The 16,471-nt window shown below is 55.9% G+C and carries 15 protein-coding genes and 1 other RNA gene; 3 read left to right on the forward strand and 13 right to left on the reverse strand.

The window, feature by feature from the left end; all coding sequences use genetic code 11:
• The first annotated feature begins 20 nt into the window (after positions 1 to 20).
• From ssrS to rpiA, 3 genes are all read left to right on the forward strand, one after another.
• A non-coding RNA gene (ssrS, locus tag ABD847_RS05690) (6S RNA) lies at positions 21 to 201 on the forward strand.
• Positions 202 to 205: 4 nt separating this feature from the next.
• Entirely contained in the window at positions 206 to 793 is a 588-nt protein-coding gene (locus tag ABD847_RS05695; protein ID WP_345010903.1) for a 5-formyltetrahydrofolate cyclo-ligase, read from the forward strand.
• Between the two features lie 63 nt (positions 794 to 856).
• Positions 857 to 1,519, forward strand: coding sequence for a ribose-5-phosphate isomerase RpiA (gene rpiA, locus ABD847_RS05700; protein WP_345010905.1), 663 nt, complete (start codon positions 857 to 859; stop codon positions 1,517 to 1,519).
• A gap of 64 nt (positions 1,520 to 1,583) precedes the next feature.
• Here rpiA and ABD847_RS05705 read toward each other — a convergent pair whose 3' ends face one another.
• From ABD847_RS05705 to ABD847_RS05765, 13 genes are all read right to left on the reverse strand, one after another.
• Complete coding sequence (locus ABD847_RS05705) at positions 1,584 to 2,612, reverse strand: MraY family glycosyltransferase (protein ID WP_345010907.1); 1,029 nt, start codon at positions 2,610 to 2,612, stop codon at positions 1,584 to 1,586.
• Between the two features lie 139 nt (positions 2,613 to 2,751).
• Positions 2,752 to 3,918 (reverse strand): nucleotide sugar dehydrogenase, encoded by a 1,167-nt coding sequence (locus ABD847_RS05710; RefSeq protein ID WP_345010910.1) that lies wholly within the window; start codon positions 3,916 to 3,918, stop codon positions 2,752 to 2,754.
• Between the two features lie 86 nt (positions 3,919 to 4,004).
• Positions 4,005 to 5,741, reverse strand: coding sequence for a PglL family O-oligosaccharyltransferase (locus tag ABD847_RS05715; RefSeq protein ID WP_345010912.1), 1,737 nt, complete (start codon positions 5,739 to 5,741; stop codon positions 4,005 to 4,007).
• Between the two features lie 129 nt (positions 5,742 to 5,870).
• Positions 5,871 to 7,253, reverse strand: a complete 1,383-nt coding sequence (locus ABD847_RS05720) for an MBL fold metallo-hydrolase RNA specificity domain-containing protein (protein WP_345010914.1) — start codon at positions 7,251 to 7,253, stop codon at positions 5,871 to 5,873.
• A 114-nt stretch (positions 7,254 to 7,367) separates the two neighbouring features.
• Complete coding sequence (locus ABD847_RS05725) at positions 7,368 to 8,795, reverse strand: phosphomannomutase (RefSeq protein WP_345010916.1); 1,428 nt, start codon at positions 8,793 to 8,795, stop codon at positions 7,368 to 7,370.
• Entirely contained in the window at positions 8,795 to 10,219 is a 1,425-nt protein-coding gene (locus ABD847_RS05730; protein WP_345010918.1) for a mannose-1-phosphate guanylyltransferase/mannose-6-phosphate isomerase, read from the reverse strand. The genes ABD847_RS05725 and ABD847_RS05730 overlap by 1 nt, the downstream gene beginning before the upstream one ends.
• A 3-nt stretch (positions 10,220 to 10,222) precedes the next feature.
• The gene (locus ABD847_RS05735; protein WP_345010920.1) at positions 10,223 to 10,708 is read right to left on the reverse strand and encodes a GDP-mannose mannosyl hydrolase; all 486 of its coding nucleotides are present in this window, start codon (positions 10,706 to 10,708) and stop codon (positions 10,223 to 10,225) included.
• Entirely contained in the window at positions 10,692 to 11,657 is a 966-nt protein-coding gene (gene fcl, locus ABD847_RS05740) for a GDP-L-fucose synthase (RefSeq protein ID WP_345010922.1), read from the reverse strand. The genes ABD847_RS05735 and fcl overlap by 17 nt, the downstream gene beginning before the upstream one ends.
• Positions 11,658 to 11,662: 5 nt before the next feature.
• Positions 11,663 to 12,781 (reverse strand): GDP-mannose 4,6-dehydratase, encoded by a 1,119-nt coding sequence (gmd, locus tag ABD847_RS05745; protein WP_345010923.1) that lies wholly within the window; start codon positions 12,779 to 12,781, stop codon positions 11,663 to 11,665.
• Positions 12,778 to 13,485 (reverse strand): WecB/TagA/CpsF family glycosyltransferase, encoded by a 708-nt coding sequence (locus ABD847_RS05750; protein ID WP_345010925.1) that lies wholly within the window; start codon positions 13,483 to 13,485, stop codon positions 12,778 to 12,780. The genes gmd and ABD847_RS05750 overlap by 4 nt, the downstream gene beginning before the upstream one ends.
• A 1-nt stretch (position 13,486) precedes the next feature.
• Positions 13,487 to 14,503 (reverse strand): glycosyltransferase family protein, encoded by a 1,017-nt coding sequence (locus ABD847_RS05755; protein ID WP_345010927.1) that lies wholly within the window; start codon positions 14,501 to 14,503, stop codon positions 13,487 to 13,489.
• Positions 14,504 to 14,506: 3 nt separating this feature from the next.
• Positions 14,507 to 15,295: a glycosyltransferase gene (locus ABD847_RS05760; RefSeq protein WP_345010929.1), complete on the reverse strand. Its 789-nt coding sequence runs from the start codon at positions 15,293 to 15,295 to the stop codon at positions 14,507 to 14,509.
• Entirely contained in the window at positions 15,296 to 16,462 is a 1,167-nt protein-coding gene (locus ABD847_RS05765) for an EpsG family protein (protein ID WP_345010931.1), read from the reverse strand.
• Between the last annotated feature and the right edge of the window lie 9 nt (positions 16,463 to 16,471).

Here is a 16,471-nt window from a genome sequence, read left to right on the forward strand (position 1 = left end):
TCTGGCACGCCGATTTAAAAATAGCCCTGGGGTGTGCGTCAGCGGGTAAAGTCCCTGAGCCGATGTTTTACACCAAGGAAGCCGCTTTTCGACTACTGTGCAGGCTCGGCCCGACCGAGAAGCCTACGGTTGGAACCAGGTTTCCGCCTTGAACCTCAGGGTTCAAGGGCCCACACCTGCAACGGCACCACCGGGGTTCCTCATCATGTTAGACAGACAAAGCCTGCGCGAGATGGCCCGTCGCCATCGCCAAGCCCTCTCTCCTTCCCAGCAACAACAAGCCGCCATGCAGCTTAAAGCCCGGTTCATGCAGCACCCCAAGGTGCAGGACGCAGACACCCTGGCTCTCTATCTGGCCATGGATGGTGAGCTGAGCACCCAGCCCTGCATTCAATGGTGCTGGGAGATGGGCAAGCAGGTCTGCCTGCCGGTACTGCACCCGGTGCATGCCGGACATCTGCTGTTTTTGGCCTACGAGCCAGACACCCCCATGCAGCACAACCGCTTCGGCATCCCTGAGCCGCGGTTGGACAGTCGACTGGTGGTGCCGCTGGACAAGATAGCCCTGATCTTCACCCCACTGGTGGCCTTTGACCGCCAGGGGAATCGTCTTGGCATGGGGGGCGGCTTCTATGATCGCACCCTGAGTCAGTGGCATCAGCACCAGCAAGGCCCCTACCCCATAGGGCTGGCCCACGATTGCCAACGGGTTGAACAGATCCCCGCCGAGGCCTGGGACGTCCCTCTGCCAGAGGTGCTGACCCCGAGCCATCACTGGCTCTGGCAGCCATAACGGCCTGCTGCGGACGACCGATTTCGCTATAATCCAGCCATTACCACCTGAAGGAGAACAAGCGTGACACAGGATGAACTGAAACAAGCGGTCGGCCAGGCTGCCCTCAAGTACATCACTCCGGGCAGCATTGTGGGTGTGGGCACCGGCTCAACCGTCAATCATTTCATCACGGCCCTGGGCAGCATGAAGGATGATATTGAGGCGGCCGTGTCCAGCTCAGAGGCGTCCACCGCCCGACTGCGTGAGCTGGGGATCCCGGTGCTGGATCTCAACGACGTGGATGAGCTGGATGTCTACGTGGATGGTGCCGATGAAATCAATGAGCAGATGGAGATGATCAAGGGCGGTGGCGCCGCCCTGACCCGGGAGAAAATCGTGGCGGCCGTGGCCAAGCGGTTCATCTGCATCGTGGATGAGAGCAAGCTGGTGCCGGTGCTGGGCAAGTTCCCGCTGCCGGTGGAGGTGATCCCCATGGCCCGCAACTACGTGGCCCGGGAGCTGGCCAAGCTGGGTGGTCGCCCCATCTGGCGTGGTGGCGTGGTGACAGACAACGGTAACCACATACTGGACGTCCACGATCTCAGCATCGAGCAGGCCAAACAGCTGGAAACCCAGATCAACGGCATAGTGGGCGTGGTGACGGTGGGGCTGTTTGCCCACCGCGGCGCCAATGTGGCCCTGATCGGTACCGCCAAGGGCGTCGAGACCCGCGAGATCGACTAATCTCAGTCCTGTGACAAAAGACAAAAAAGGCCGCAACTGCGGCCTTTTTTACGATACGGGCAAGTCAATCGAGCTCATCCAGACTGGGTTCTTTGGGCTGTCCCGCCCCCAGATAACCGCAGGCCACCATCAGGGGCGCCATGGCAACCACCAGGATTATCAGCCCATATTCCTCATACTGCATCGCCAGATATGCCAGCGGCATCAGCCAGAAGGCCGCAATGGCCCACAGCAGCACGCAGACCCAGAAATGGCTGTCCCAACGGCGCGCCAGAATTTGATAGGCATGCATACGGTGAGAGCGATGCCAATCCTTGGCCTTGAAATAACGCACCACCAGGGACCAAGCGCCGTCGACGATGAAGCCGCTCATCAGGATAAGCCAGCTCCACAGATTGAGCGAGGTCTCGGCCGCCAGATGCATCCCGGTGATGGTCACCAGCAGGGCCAGGGCCCCCGCCCCCACCTCGCCCATAAAGATCTTAGCTGGTGGCCAGTTCCAGGCCAAGAAGCCTAAGATGGGCGCACACAGCAGCAACAAGGTGGTGGTCCAGGCCGGCTCACCGGCCAGCGCCAGCAAGCAGGCGCTGCCAAAGATCATGATGAAGGCCTGGGAGCCCACAAAACCATCAATCCCATCCATGAAGTTGAACAGATTGATAAACCAGATCAGGGCCAGCCAAGGCAACAGCATCCAGACCCCGGAGAGATAGAAGCTGTAGTCAAACACCAGCAAGATGAGGTCAGGCTGATACCAATGCAAGGCGGCAAAGGCCGCCAAGGCCTGCAGCATCAGCCGGGTACGCAGATTTAGGCTGGAAAATTGACGCAACAGCCCGGTCACCAGCACCACGAAGCTGGACCACGCCAACCCGCGTGTGGTATCCAGCTCCAGCAAACCCTTGGCAAACAGCTCGAAGTACAGGGCGATGAAGATCAGCATCATGGCCAGGCCGCCGTCACGGGGCGTGGGTTCCAAGGGGCCATGGCGGAACTCCGGCATGGCCAGGGCGTGTCGCCAGAGGGCATAGCGACGAACCCCGCCGGTCAGCACGAAACAGGCGAGGAATACGATCAAGAAGATTGTCAGCATGTTGTTTTAGCCACTGTATCGTTGTTATGCAGCCCTTAAGCTGGGGCCTAGTATGCGGGATCTGCCAGGCAAGATCACCGTGGATTTTTGCCACCTGACCGATCCCTTGATGCCCCAAACGCCAGTGACGCTGGCGCGCTTAATCGCTACCGAACAGATCCCGGGTATAGACCTTGTCCGCCACATCAGCCAGCTCGGGTGCCATGCGGTTGGAGACGATCACATCGCTGATACGCTTAAACTCTTCAAGATCCTGAATCACCCGGGAGTTGAAGAAATGGCTGTCACCAAGCACGGGCTCAAACACCACCACCTCTATGCCCTTGGCCTTGATCCGCTTCATCACCCCCTGAATGGAGGAGGCTCGGAAGTTGTCCGAGTTGGCCTTCATGATGAGACGATAGATACCCACCACCTTGGGCTGCCGCCGAATGATGGAGTCGGCGACAAAATCCTTGCGGGTGGTGTTGGAGTCGACAATGGCCCGGATCAGGGTGTTGGGCACCTCGTGGTAATTGGCCAACAGCTGCTTGGTGTCCTTGGGCAGGCAGTAGCCGCCGTAGCCGAAGGAGGGATTGTTGTAATGGTTGCCGATGCGCGGATCCAGCCCCACCCCCTCGATGATCTGCCGACTGTTCAGGCCATGGGTCTCGGCATAGGTGTCCAGCTCATTGAAGTAGGCCACCCGCATGGCCAGATAGGTGTTGGCGAACAACTTGATGGCCTCCGCCTCATTGGCATCGGTCAACAAGACAGGCACCTCCTGCTTGATGGCCCCTTCCCGCAGCAGATCGGCAAATGCCTGACCACGGGGCGAACGCTCCCCGACTATAATCCGCGACGGATGCAGGTTGTCATACAGTGCCCGCCCCTCCCGCAGAAACTCCGGCGAGAAGAGCAGATTTTCGCAACCCAGCTCGGCACGCAGACGGGCGGTATAGCCCACCGGTATGGTGGACTTGATCACCATGACCGCCTGGGGATTGATGGCCATCACATCCCGGATCACCGCCTCCACCGAGCGGGTGTTGAAGTAGTGAGTCTCAGGGTCATAGTCGGTGGGGGTGGCGATGATGACCCAATCGGCGCCAGCATAGGCCTCGTGCTTGTCCAGCGTCGCCTTCAGCTGCAAGGGTCGCTCCTTAAGATAGGCCTCAATCTCGGCATCGACGATGGGGGACTGGCCACGGTTGATCATGGCCACTTTATCGGCATTGATATCCAGTGCCACCACCTGATGGTGCTGGGCCAGCAAAATGGCATTGGACAACCCCACATAACCGGTACCGGCAACGGCAATCTTCACAACAGACTCCTTAAATACAACAAACGGCCCAGGGCCAAATCAATAGGGGCATGATGGAGATAGCCCCAGGACATGCCCCACAAAAATCACTTCACCGCCGCACTGGGCTGAGCCGGTAAAGCCAGCGACGGCCGGCTTGCCGACGCAGCCGCAGAGGGCTTGGGCTGAAACAGCGGATCCGCCGGGAACAGTCGCTTGCCTTCGGCGCGCCACTGTCTGGCCTCATCAAACCTTTCCAAGCGATCCAGCACCATAGCCAGATTGCTGTAGACATTGGCCCTGGGCATCAGGCGGACAAACGACTTGGCCCAGTCCACGTAGGCGGCCAGCTCGGTGCTGTTATTGCTTTGCAGGCCATACATGAGGCGCACTGTCATGACGTCATACATGAAGCGGCTGTACCAGGGCATGGGATTGACCACCTGCTCCAGCAGGGCAGGCTCCTTGAAGCCGCCCCGCTCGAACTTGGTGACCAGGTAAGCGGTCTGTAGCCCGGTCAACATATAGGGCACGGTCAGCAGCGGGATGAGCAGCGCCATGGCCCGCAGCAGCAGCCAGTTGTGCAGCGGTAACGCCTTATAGGAGTCAGCCTCGGCCTCGGTAAACCACAGCAGCCAAATCAGGGCAAACCAGTGGGCAACCGAATGGTAGAAGGGGTACTCCACCATGGCGTGAAACAGTAGGGGAAAGGGCAGGATAAATAGGGCCCAGCGCAGACGACCGGCATGCCGCCGCAGCATGGACCACCAGCCCAAAGCCAGCAGCAGTAGCCCCATTACGGCAACCAGCCCCCCCTCCACCAACCAATAGAGAATTTCGTTATGGGGGTGATCCAGATTAACTATCAAGCCGATACCGGAGTAATCCATCTCCTTGGCATAGTACGAAGCCATAAAGGCCGTTTCAAATAAGCCGTACCCCACACCAATAATAGGATTGCTAAAAAACAGGCTGACCGACTCCCGCCAATAAATCCAACGAGTCTGTGGGGAGATAAATTCCTCAAGAGGCCTACCCTCTGAATGCAGACTCATGATAAAAAAATAGGCCGCAACACTCAGTATTATTGTGAACACCACCTGCAACTGCTCGGCTCTGCGCTCCCGACCGAATAAGAATAAAAATACGATGAGGACAATAGAAGAACCCAGTATCCCCGTACGAGAGCGAATGACCAACTCTAAAAAAACTACTGAAAAGATAACAAAGTATGCCAGCCACCCCTTAGGGTTTCTTATCGATAGGCATCGGTCATGCCAAATCAAAAATAGCGCTATCCCAATTCCTGTCGCCAAAAAAGAGGCCAACACATTGACCTGTTGAAAAACCCCATAGGGCCGGTTTATCAGGGTGTTGTAGCCAATCCAGTTGCCCGGCGTCAGCAAGAAATACTGTACCAAGGCAAACAGGGCCTCAAAGGCTACGGCACCCAGCAGCAGATAGAGCATCAGCAGTCGCTGGAGTGCACCCAGGCGCAACTGAGTCAGCGCAAACAGCAGCAGCATTCCGCCGGCAATCCCCATGAGTCGGGGAGCCCCGGCGTCGAGCGGCACATCCGGATGAGCAAACAGGGGGATACAGAGCACCACCAGGCCGGCCCACAACCAGCCCTGAGCTCTGGACAACATCAGAGTATGGCTCAGAGTCACATGCCACAGCCCCACGCCGATCAGCAAGGAGGCAAACAACCAACCCACCATGTTAAACGGCAGATAAAAGCCCGAGCCTCCCGGGTTGTGCATGAAAAAGTGCATGCCACCGAGCCAATACAAGGCGGCGATCACCATAAACAACCGCACGGTGCGGCTCGTTCCCTGCTGCATACTCTGTCCTAATGTCATCGACCAACTAATCCGGCGCCTACTTTACTCATCTGGGGATGCAAAGAGAACCTGACGTCACAAAAACCCCTACCTGACGCCGAATTCCAATTCAGGTATCGCTCACCTTATTCAAGGGCAATCTTGCTGCGCCGCACAATCCACCGCCAGGCCGGGAAAGGCCTGACGCAAGGCTTTCGCCAACGCCCGTTGGGCCTCCGGTTCCCCATGCACCAGCCGAATGGCCTTGGGCGGCGACGCCATCCCGGCCACAAACTCAATCAACCCAGCCTGATCGGCATGGGCAGAATAACCGCTAAGCCGGTGGATCTGAGCCGCCACCGGCACAGACTGGCCGTCCAGCCACAGCCGCTCGACGCCTACCTGCAGCAGGGCCCCGGGTGTACCCCTGGCCTGAAAGCCACACAGCAACACATCGGTTCTGGGATCGGGCGACAGGGCGCGCAGGTAGTCGACGATGCGACCGCCCTGACACATGCCGCCGCCAGCCACCACGATGACCGGCTCGCCGGTGGCCTGCAGGCGTGCGATAAACTCAAGATGAGCGCCATGTTCGGCCAAGGTGACCGCCTGGGAGAAGTCCAGCGGATGGCGCCCCTGCCCGAGTTTTTGCTGGGCCTCCCGCCGCCAATGACGGCGAAACTGACGATACAAACGGGTCACCTGAGCACCCAGAGGGGAGTCCAGCACCACCGGCAGTTCCTGCCACTGGCTCTGCTGCCCAGTCGCCTGCACCTCACAGAGGATCTGCTCCAGGTCGCTCAATAACTCCTGAGTCCGACCTATGCTGAAGGCCGGTATCAAGATGGCGCCGCCATCTCGTAGCGAGCGCTCCACCACCTGGCGCAAGGCCTGATGGCGCTGGGCCACGGCCGGATGGAGTCGGTCCCCGTAGGTGCTCTCCAGCACCAGCAAATCGGCCGCCGCTGGCGAGACCGGCGGTCGCAACAGGCTGGAGTTACCGCCACCGATATCACCGGAAAACACCAGCCGCTGCCCCTCCGCCAGCCGCACAGTGATGCTGGCCGAACCCAGGATATGGCCAGCAGGTTGCAACTGCAGATGCACAGCCTGCTGCGCCGACAGCGCCACCCTGTGCCAGGCGCCAAAGGGCAGTGGGCGAAGCTGGCGCTGCAGATCCGCCAGGAAGGCGGCAACCCAGCCCCGGGAGCGCCCCTGCTGCAACAGGCCATCGGCCAACATCAAGGGCACCAGGGCTGCGGTGGCCTCGGAGCAATACACAGGCCCGCGCCAGCCGGCCTGGCACAACTCCGGCAAGCGCCCAATATGATCCAGATGGGCATGGGTCAGCACCAGGGCGCCCACCCTGCGCCAGGGCAAGGGCCCCAGACTGACCGCTTCCTCCCCCTGCACCAGACCGCAATCCACCAGCAGGCTATCTTGAAAATCGCCGTCCGCCCCCAGCCGCAGCTCATGGCAGGAGCCCGTCACGCCGCAGGCGGCACCATGGTGAATGAGTTGATAACCCGTCATGAAAAAGGCCTCCAAAAAAGGAGGCCCATGCTGCCAAGTCAGCGGTGTTTTCTCGACTGCCAGAACCGACAGGCACAAGCCCCGGCGATCCGCTCCTCGGCGGGTTCGGTTGGCTTAGAGCGCCACCACCCGCGCCAGCACGTCAGCGACACATTGCTGCGCCGTCGCCATGCTATCAGTCTCGGCATAACAGCGCAGCTCGGGGGCATTGCCCGAGGGTCGCAGGTGCAGGATACGACCATCCTCCAGGGTCATGCGCAGGCCATCCGTGGTATCCACCCTGGCCACGCCCACGCCGCCAAAGCCCAGCTGAGCCAGCAAGGCCGCGGGATCCACCTGGCCTGCCGCCACGATCGCCTGGCTGCGGGAGGTGGGGAACTCCTTGATGCGATCCGAATGGCTGAAGCGCTGTGGCAGGGCTGCCACCAACGGAGAAATGGCCCCTCTGCCGGCCGCCGCCAGCAACATCAAAAACGGTAGCACAGCATCCCGGGTGGGTAGCGCCGCCAGCGGCTTGCCATCCAGCTCGATGTCGCTGCCCAGCAAGAAGCCGCCATTGGCCTCAAACCCTGCGATCCTTCGATATTCCTTGGCCAGTTCGGCAAATTCGGCAATCACATAAGGGGAGCCAATCTTGGTCAACGCCACCTTGGCAAACCGGCCGCAACTGGCCACAGCCGTGTTGCAGCTGACCGGGATCGCCAGCGCCTCAATCTGTAGCGCATCGGCGCACAACAGTCCGAGAATGTCGCCGCGCAGCCACTCCCCTTGCTCATCGGCCACCAACGGGCGATCGCCATCCCCATCGGTGGAGAAGATGGCATCCAACTTATGCTCTGCCGACCAGCGTCGCGCCTTGGCCTTGTCTTCCTCCCCCACCGCCTCGGTATCGATGGGCACAAACTCGTCACTGCGCTCCAGCGCCACCACCTCGGCGCCCAGCTGCCGTAACAAGGGAGCATAGAGATCCCGTCCGGCACTAGAGTGCTCGTAGACGCCGATGCGTTTGCCCGCAAGCAAGTCGGCAGGGAACAGCGAGCTGTAACGCTGGCAGTAAGCCTGCGCCGCCTCAGGGCGCCCATGCAGCGCAGGCAGCTCCAGCAAGGGGGCGAAGTCCACGTTGGCACTCAAGATCGCCTGCTCGTCCGCCTTGGTGATCTCCCCATCGGGCCGATAGAACTTGAGGCCGTTGCGATCAAAGGGGATATGGCTACCGGTGACCATGATGCAGGGCATCTTGTCCTGCATGGCCTGGTACGCCAGCGCCGGTGTGGGCACCACGCCGTAATAGATGGGCACAACACCGGCCTGCAACAAGGCGGCAGCGCAAGCCTGGGCCATGGCCGGACTGCTGGGCCGGTTGTCGATGGCCAGCGCCATCTGCGTCACGGCATATTCCCGCTTCATTACAGCCACAAAGGCATGGGTGAAGGCGGCACACACCTCGGGGGTAAAATCCACTACCAGACCGCGGGCACCGCTGGTGCCAAAGGCCACGCCGCCCTCGGCGATAAGGGTTGAACTGTTGAATGCACTGGACATTAGACGGGCTCCTCCATGCGACCATAGTGATCCTGCTCACGCACAATATCATCTTCCGCCAGATAGGAGCCAGATTGAACCTCGATCAGTTCAAGGGGCACCTTACCCGGGTTTGCCAGACGGTGCAGCTCACCCAATGGAATATAAGTGGACTGGTTTTCGGTCAACAGGAATTCGCGCGCACCCAGGGTCACCCTGGCGGTGCCAGAGACCACTATCCAATGCTCGGCCCTATGATGATGGCGCTGCAAGGAGAGCATTTCACCCGGTTTAACCGTAATGCGTTTAACTTGATAGCGATCACCCTGATCGATGGCGTCGTATTTCCCCCAAGGCCGATAGACCTCACGGTGCACCTGATGCTCGGTACGTCCTGCAGCCTTGAGGCCCTCTACTATCTTCTTCACATCTTGCACTTGGCGCTGATCGACCACCAGCACCGCATCCTTGGTCTGCACCACCACCAGGTTGTCGACGCCCACCAAGCTAACCAGGCTACTCTCGGCAAATACATAGTTATTGCCACTGGCGTGCTGCATCACATCGCCACGAAACACATTACCAGCCTCATCCTTGACGGAGATCTCCCACAACGATGACCAGGAGCCAACGTCTGACCAACCAGCAGCCATCGGCACTACCACCGCATCGGCGGTCTTCTCCATCACCGCATAGTCGATGGAGTCACTTGGGCAAGCCAGGAAAGCCGCCTTATCGACGCGCACGAAATCCAGATCCGGGTTGATGGTGCCCACCGCCAGACTACAGGCCGCATAGATATCCGGCCGAAACGCCTTGAGCTCAGCCAGAAACCGGCTGGCACGGAACAGGAACATGCCACTGTTCCAGTAGTATTCGCCGCTGGCCAGATAACCCTCAGCGGTGGCTGCATCTGGTTTTTCCACGAACTGTGCGACAGCAAACGCACCTTGCTGCGCGGCACCACGACGAATATAGCCATAACCGGTCTCAGCATGGGTCGGCACTATGCCAAAGGTCACCAGCTTACCCGCCAATGCATGGGGCAACGCCGCCTGCACCGACGCCGTGAACGCCGCCTCATCGCGGATCACATGATCCGCCGCCAAAACCAGCAGCAGAGGATCCTCCCCTTCGCCGGCCGTTTGCAGCGCCGTCAGGGCCGCCAAGGCAATCGCCGGTGCCGTGTTGCGACCCGCGGGCTCAAGGATGATGTTATGGGCCAACTTGCCCAGATGTCGCAACTGCTCGGCTACCAGGAAACGGTGGTCTTCATTGCAGATCACCAGCGGTTGCTCGCAAGCCAGTTGTTGCAAGCGATTCACCGTCGCCTGCAACATGGTAACCTCACCATCAAGCTTGAGAAATTGCTTGGGATAAAGCTCGCGGGATAGCGGCCACAAGCGACTGCCTGAGCCTCCGGCCATAATCACGGGGATCAACATCCGTTACGTCCTGTGCAAAAAATAGAGCTTGGTATGGGAATGAACGACCTCTGATTGCAGCAGTGACGCCACATCAAACCAGCGATAGGCGCCGTGTTGCTCTGCAGGTAATTGAGATAAGTCGTCGGTATTCAACGTCATCTCATAACCCAGCACCACATAGTGGGTCGAGAAGTCGCTACCAGAGAAGTTATCGTTATAGAAGTGCTCGAACGGCCCAAGAAAGCGGGCGTCGGACAACACCAGTTGCACCCCAAGCTCTTCTTGTGTCAACCGAATAAAGGCCTCGTCAAGCCGCTCATCCTTACGCACCCGACCACCGGGTACAAACCAATAGCCTTGGGCCGGACGGTTCAGGCGCTGCCCAAGCAGCACCTGCCCCTGCTCGTTGCGCACAATCAGATCGATGGAAATCAGCGGGGTTCCGGCAACAATCTGTCGGAAGGTGTCACTGTCAAGCCAGCTGGCAGGTCTATTTTCTGAAGTCATCCTGGTGCTCTAAAAACCACTGATAGGTCATGGCCAGGCCAGCACGCAGATCGATGCGGTAACGCCAACCCAGCTGGGCCAAGCGTGAGACATCCATCAGCTTGCGCGGTGTGCCATCCGGCTTGCTGGCATCAAAAACAATCTTGCCAGTAAAGCCCACCACGGCAGCCATGGTCTCGGCCATCTCACGTATGGTGCAATCCACGCCTGTACCCACATTGATATGGGAGAGCATGGGCTGGGTATGGGCCTGATAGGTGGCGCTATCCAGCTCCATCACATGCACGCTGGCAGCGGCCATATCATCCACATGCAAAAATTCACGCATCGGCGTGCCAGACCCCCACACCACCACCTCAGTCGAGTTGTTCAGCTTGGCTTCATGGAACCGACGCATCAGCGCCGGAATGACGTGAGAGTTCTCCGGATGGAAGTTGTCGTTCTCGCCATACAAGTTGGTCGGCATCACGCTGCGATAATCACGACCATATTGACGGTTATAGGATTCGCACAGCTTGATACCGGCAATCTTGGCGATGGCATAGGGCTCATTGGTCGGCTCCAGGATCCCGGTCAGCAGCGCCGCTTCAGTCATCGGCTGCTCCGCCAGCTTGGGATAGATGCACGAAGAGCCAAGAAACAACAGCTTTTGCACCCCAGACTGATGAGCGGCCTGGATGATGTTGCACTCCATCACCAGGTTCTCGTAGATGAATTCGGCAGGATAGGTGTTATTGGCATGGATACCGCCAACCTTGGCGGCTGCCAGATAGACCTCATCAATCTGCTGATTAGCAAAAAAAGCGGCTACCGCCGCTTGTGACGTCAAATCCAGCTCCCTGCGGGAACGGGTCACCAGCTCAACATCCTGACGCTGCGCCAGTTGACGACAAATGGCCGAGCCGACCATGCCGCGATGTCCTGCCACAAACACACGCTTCTTACTCATGGGTATCAGCTCTCCACGGACAGCGAAACATCGTAGCCGTTGGCCTTGAGCAGGGCATGCTGTTTGGCCTTATCCAGATCGGCGGCCACCATCTCGGCACACATCTCTTCCACCGTAATTTCCGGTACCCAGCCCAGCTTGGCCTTGGCCTTGGACGGATCACCCAGCAGGGTCTCCACCTCGGCAGGACGGAAGTAGCGCGGGTCGACCCGCACAATCACATCGCCGACCGTCACCCCAGGGGCATTGCTACCTGTAATGGCGGTGACAATCGCCTGCTCGTTCACCCCTTCACCAGCAAATTCCAGCTCGATCCCCACTTCGCGAGCGGACATCCGCACAAATTCCCGCACCGAGATCTGCTTGCCGGTGGCGATCACGAAGTCCTCCGGCTGGTCCTGTTGCAGCATCATCCACTGCATGCGGACATAATCCTTGGCATGACCCCAGTCACGCAGTGCATCCATGTTGCCCAGGTACAGACACTGTTCCAGCCCCTGGGCAATGTTGGCGATGGCGCGGGTGATCTTGCGGGTGACGAAGGTTTCACCCCGGCGTGGCGACTCATGGTTAAACAGGATGCCGTTACAGGCGTACATGCCATAGGATTCACGGTAATTGACGGTGATCCAGTAGGCATACATCTTGGCCACGGCATAGGGCGAGCGCGGATAGAAAGGCGTGGTCTCTTTTTGCGGGATCTCCTGCACCAGGCCATACAGCTCGGAGGTTGACGCCTGATAAAAACGGCTCTTCTTCTCCAGTCCACAGATGCGGATCGCCTCCAGCAGACGCAAGGTCCCCATGGCATCCACATCGGCGGTATATTCAGGTGACTCGAAGGAAACGGCGACGTGAGACTGAGCACCCAAATTGTAGATTTCGTCCGGCTGGATTTCTTGGATCAGGCGCACCAGATTTGAGGTGTCAGTCAGATCCCCGTAGTGCAAAAAGAAGCGCGGGTTGGCCTCATGTCTGTCCTGATAGATATGGTCAACGCGGCCTGTATTAAACAGCGAAGAGCGCCGCTTAATGCCATGAACCTCATACCCTTTTTCTAACAAAAACTCGGCCAGATAAGAACCGTCTTGACCAGTTACACCCGTGATTAATGCTTTTTTCATTGATAAACCTTCTCGCCTTTTTTCAATACATCCCAGAGGTATTTTACCAGAAAAGCCGGATAGTCCACCAGGAGCCGTTGTCTGACATGACTGTGTAAAATTGCGCGCTGAAGCCAACGCAGGCCAAACCGCTTTACCCACGCCGGATAATAATCAGGACGCAAAGCTGTCTGACTAATAAAACCACCACAAGTAAAACCAACAAAGGGCTGTTTCAACAGCGCCTTACACCGTAACAAAAACAATTCCTGACGAGGAAAACCCATGCCACACACCACAATGTCCGGCGGATAATCATTCATCTGCACAATGAAATTATCCCTGTCATCCTCCGAGGCAAAAAAGCCAGGATAAACAGCGAAATTCAATTTCGCAAAGCGCTGTGCAAGGACCAGACTGACCGCAGAAGTATCTTCCTGGCTCCCCCCCACCATCACCACACGCAAACCTTGCTGGGCAGCGTAAGCCAAGACATCACCGGCAATCGAACTAAAATCAAAACTAATACGAGCTATCTTATGCTGGTGGAAAAAAAGATTATGTAAACGAGTGAGCAAGGCACCATCAGAAAAGACATAATTAAATTCCTCACGCCCGGCCATGGCCTTGAAGCCATAAAAAGAGACTGGATTGACAAAGGTCACCAGCCGAGTGTGCAGATCATTAGCGAGCAAAGACGCCACATTGAATTCTGCAGAAAACAACTTAGCCCCCTATTCGCTTTATAAATAGATTAAGACGTTCAAATGCAGTTGGTAAATCGAGTCGTAGTGCACTAAACAACTCATGGGTCTTGACCTCGTCACTAAGAATATACGCAGCGGCACGCTCCAGACCATCGCGATAGCCATCCATCGAATGTGCGCAGACAAAAAGACCGCGGCTGGCCAATTCATCTACGGTATAACTCGACAATAGCAACTGGACGATACCCACATTAGCATTGGTCACCACGCAGCGATTCGTCGCCAGCGCCTCGGCCAACACCAATGAAAAACTCTCGCTGTCAGAAGGGAGAAAAACAATATCAACATCATGATACTTCTTGTACACCTCGGCATAAGGCAGGATGCGGTCCCGACCATAGACCAGGGAAAAACGGGGATCCTGGCTCACAACCGAACAAAAACGCCCCCCCTTATCAAAGCGGGCAGGATCGTGGGCAAATAACACCACGGCGTTCCCACCAACACCATTGACCAACTGCTGCCGCTCACACACCGGGAACCGCCCAACATCCACCCCCAGATAGGAGAGCCGCTCAAACGCCAGACGCCCCAATACCACCGCCTGATAGCTTGACAAGCAGACCATCTGCTCAGAGAGCCAGGAGGGGATCCGGTACCACAACTTGATGTGCCGCAACCACTCCTTGACACGAATCTCCCCCAGATGACGCAGGCAATAACCCAGTCCCAGGATATGTTCGTGTTCATGGAACAAAAACACCAGCCTCACGCCGCGGCGCCGCAAGCGCAGTAGCAAGGGCAACAACAGCCAGAAACAGATGGCATGATTGATCAACAAAATATCACCGGTCGACAAGTCATAGTCGACCAAGGCTTGCCGCGAGGCCTGCAAGCTTTGGCGATGGCTGTTATCCAGCCGGAATGTACGGATCCGCGCATCCTGTTCACACAAATAGACACCCAACTCGGCGATCACCGATGACCAGGCCGCATCCGTGCCCTTCTGCTTATACACATAAGCAATCTTTGTCATAGCTTATCTCACCTTATATTTGCGATAGATAGCCAGCAACCGACTCCCCTCCAACCGCCGAACCAGCAGGTTTTTCGCCAGGAAAATCGGATAATAGGCTTTCAATAACAGGGCATAATGCCAGGCACCACTGGCCTGAAATGAGGCCACCCGATCAGCATACGACTGCAGGCCCCGCTGGCAGCTGATCCCGCCCAACTCGCAATCGGCGATAACCGCCCCCAGCTGTTCAAAACGGCATCCAGAACGCCAGCACCGCCAGGTCAGATCGAAGTCAGCACTGATGGCAAAATCGAGCCGATAGCCCCCCAGGGACTGCAGCAGTGCCGTCGGATAAAATATGGCCTGGTGCGAGAAACAGTTATGACGCAGAAAATCACGCGCCCGCTGCATATTGGCCTTAAAACCAAAGGACAAGGCATCGTCCTGGTAGAACTCAGCATCGCCATAATACAGCACAGCCGGATCCCTTGGCTGCGACAAAAACAGCGCCAAACCACCGGCATGGAAACAGTCACCGGAATTCATATAGATAATATGTTGCCCCCGAGCCAGCCGAAGGCCTTTATTCATAGCATCATAGATGCCGTGATCTGGCTCTGAAACCAAAACAAACTCGACAGAGGAAGATAATTTAATAGATTTGATGTAATTGGCAACAGTAGATTCCGCAGCACCATCAACTACTATTATCTGTAGTGAATTTGACGATTTGCATTCAGATAAAATGCTAGAAATTGTTTTAACAAGACATGGCAAATTCTTGAACGTAACAGTAACAATGGACAGCATTCAATACTCCAAGAAATAATAGAATGGCATCATGGAAAAAGGCTCATATGTTCTCCACAGAGAAAAAACATCCTCTTGCGATCCCAAACCCAACAACCTATAGAGTTTGTAAACCATTACAAATGAGAAAATGATAACCAGCAATGTCTTGACTCGTTCAAAAACAACATACATATGCAAGCCAATCAAATATGCAATATAGAATAGCAAGACCCGCAGTGAGATTAGACCAAGGGGTGAAACAACAACCAAAACAAAAGCGGACGACAAAAGAAATTTGTATAACCACCCTTTGTCATGAATACCAAAAACATACAAAAAAAGACTAGAAAAGAGAATAATCAAAACATACTTGATATACCATGAAAACTCAAAAACACCACCCTGATAATATTCAAGCCTAGCTGCTACACCACCAAGAAAAGAAAAATGCCCAATAACAAAATATAATAAAGCAAAGAGAAAAAGCAGCACAACTATCGATTTTAATGGGTGATAACGAAGACACATCATCAAACCACCAATAAAAATAGAACTAAAATGAAACATAGCCGCAAAAAAGTAGCATACTATCTTTTTATTTCTCGCTATGGGCAATAGACAAAGAAGAAGAAATGTTAACGATATAGACTGGCGCACCAGTTGATTAATATAGTCAAAGGATATAAAAGCAAAAGAGAGAGAAAGACACAAGCCTGGATGGCGAATATTCTCATCCCCACGAACAAGGCAATAAAAAAACACAGATAACAATAAAGTTGAAAGCAGTGATGTAACAAATGCCAAACCAGAGACAGACAGGTCTAGCCCTACAACATTGAGTAAGTTATATAGTAGCAAAAGGCCTGGTTCTGAAAAATAGAGATCGTACCAAGACAAAACAGAAGCCTTATAAACTTCGAAATATCTAATGTAATCATCTGATGGAGTCAAGAAGAATGCGCGTGAAGAATAAACGACAGAGGAATAGAATGCAAAGACAAGCAAATTTACTTTCAACAGAAATGCATCTTTTCGTTCAAGCAGCGCAAATGTAAAGATTGAAAGCCAAAAAGAAAAGAATGGTATAAAAGCACCGAGGATCAGATTAAAGAATATAAAAGAGAGCTTTATATATGATAGACTGAAACTAAATTCGGATACCATTTCTTTTCGATAGCTATACATAGCTTCTGT

Origin of the sequence: Pseudaeromonas paramecii (assembly GCF_039540575.1) — a bacterium.
Taxonomy (GTDB): Bacteria; Pseudomonadota; Gammaproteobacteria; order Enterobacterales; family Aeromonadaceae; genus Pseudaeromonas; species Pseudaeromonas paramecii.

Bases quoted from the DNA above. Each gene is read 5' to 3' on its own strand.
- ABD847_RS05695 (WP_345010903.1), top strand. From the start codon at position 206: ATGTTAGACAGACAAAGCCTGCGCGAGATGGCCCGTCGCCATCGCCAA.
- ABD847_RS05705 (WP_345010907.1), bottom strand. From the start codon at position 2,612: ATGCTGACAATCTTCTTGATCGTATTCCTCGCCTGTTTCGTGCTGACC.
- ABD847_RS05715 (WP_345010912.1), bottom strand. From the start codon at position 5,741: ATGCAGCAGGGAACGAGCCGCACCGTGCGGTTGTTTATGGTGATCGCC.
- ABD847_RS05720 (WP_345010914.1), bottom strand. From the start codon at position 7,253: ATGACGGGTTATCAACTCATTCACCATGGTGCCGCCTGCGGCGTGACG.
- ABD847_RS05725 (WP_345010916.1), bottom strand. From the start codon at position 8,795: ATGTCCAGTGCATTCAACAGTTCAACCCTTATCGCCGAGGGCGGCGTG.
- ABD847_RS05730 (WP_345010918.1), bottom strand. From the start codon at position 10,219: ATGTTGATCCCCGTGATTATGGCCGGAGGCTCAGGCAGTCGCTTGTGG.
- ABD847_RS05735 (WP_345010920.1), bottom strand. From the start codon at position 10,708: ATGACTTCAGAAAATAGACCTGCCAGCTGGCTTGACAGTGACACCTTC.
- fcl (WP_345010922.1), bottom strand. From the start codon at position 11,657: ATGAGTAAGAAGCGTGTGTTTGTGGCAGGACATCGCGGCATGGTCGGC.
- gmd (WP_345010923.1), bottom strand. From the start codon at position 12,781: ATGAAAAAAGCATTAATCACGGGTGTAACTGGTCAAGACGGTTCTTAT.
- ABD847_RS05755 (WP_345010927.1), bottom strand. From the start codon at position 14,503: ATGACAAAGATTGCTTATGTGTATAAGCAGAAGGGCACGGATGCGGCC.
- ABD847_RS05760 (WP_345010929.1), bottom strand. From the start codon at position 15,295: ATGCTGTCCATTGTTACTGTTACGTTCAAGAATTTGCCATGTCTTGTT.
- ABD847_RS05765 (WP_345010931.1), bottom strand. From the start codon at position 16,462: ATGTATAGCTATCGAAAAGAAATGGTATCCGAATTTAGTTTCAGTCTA.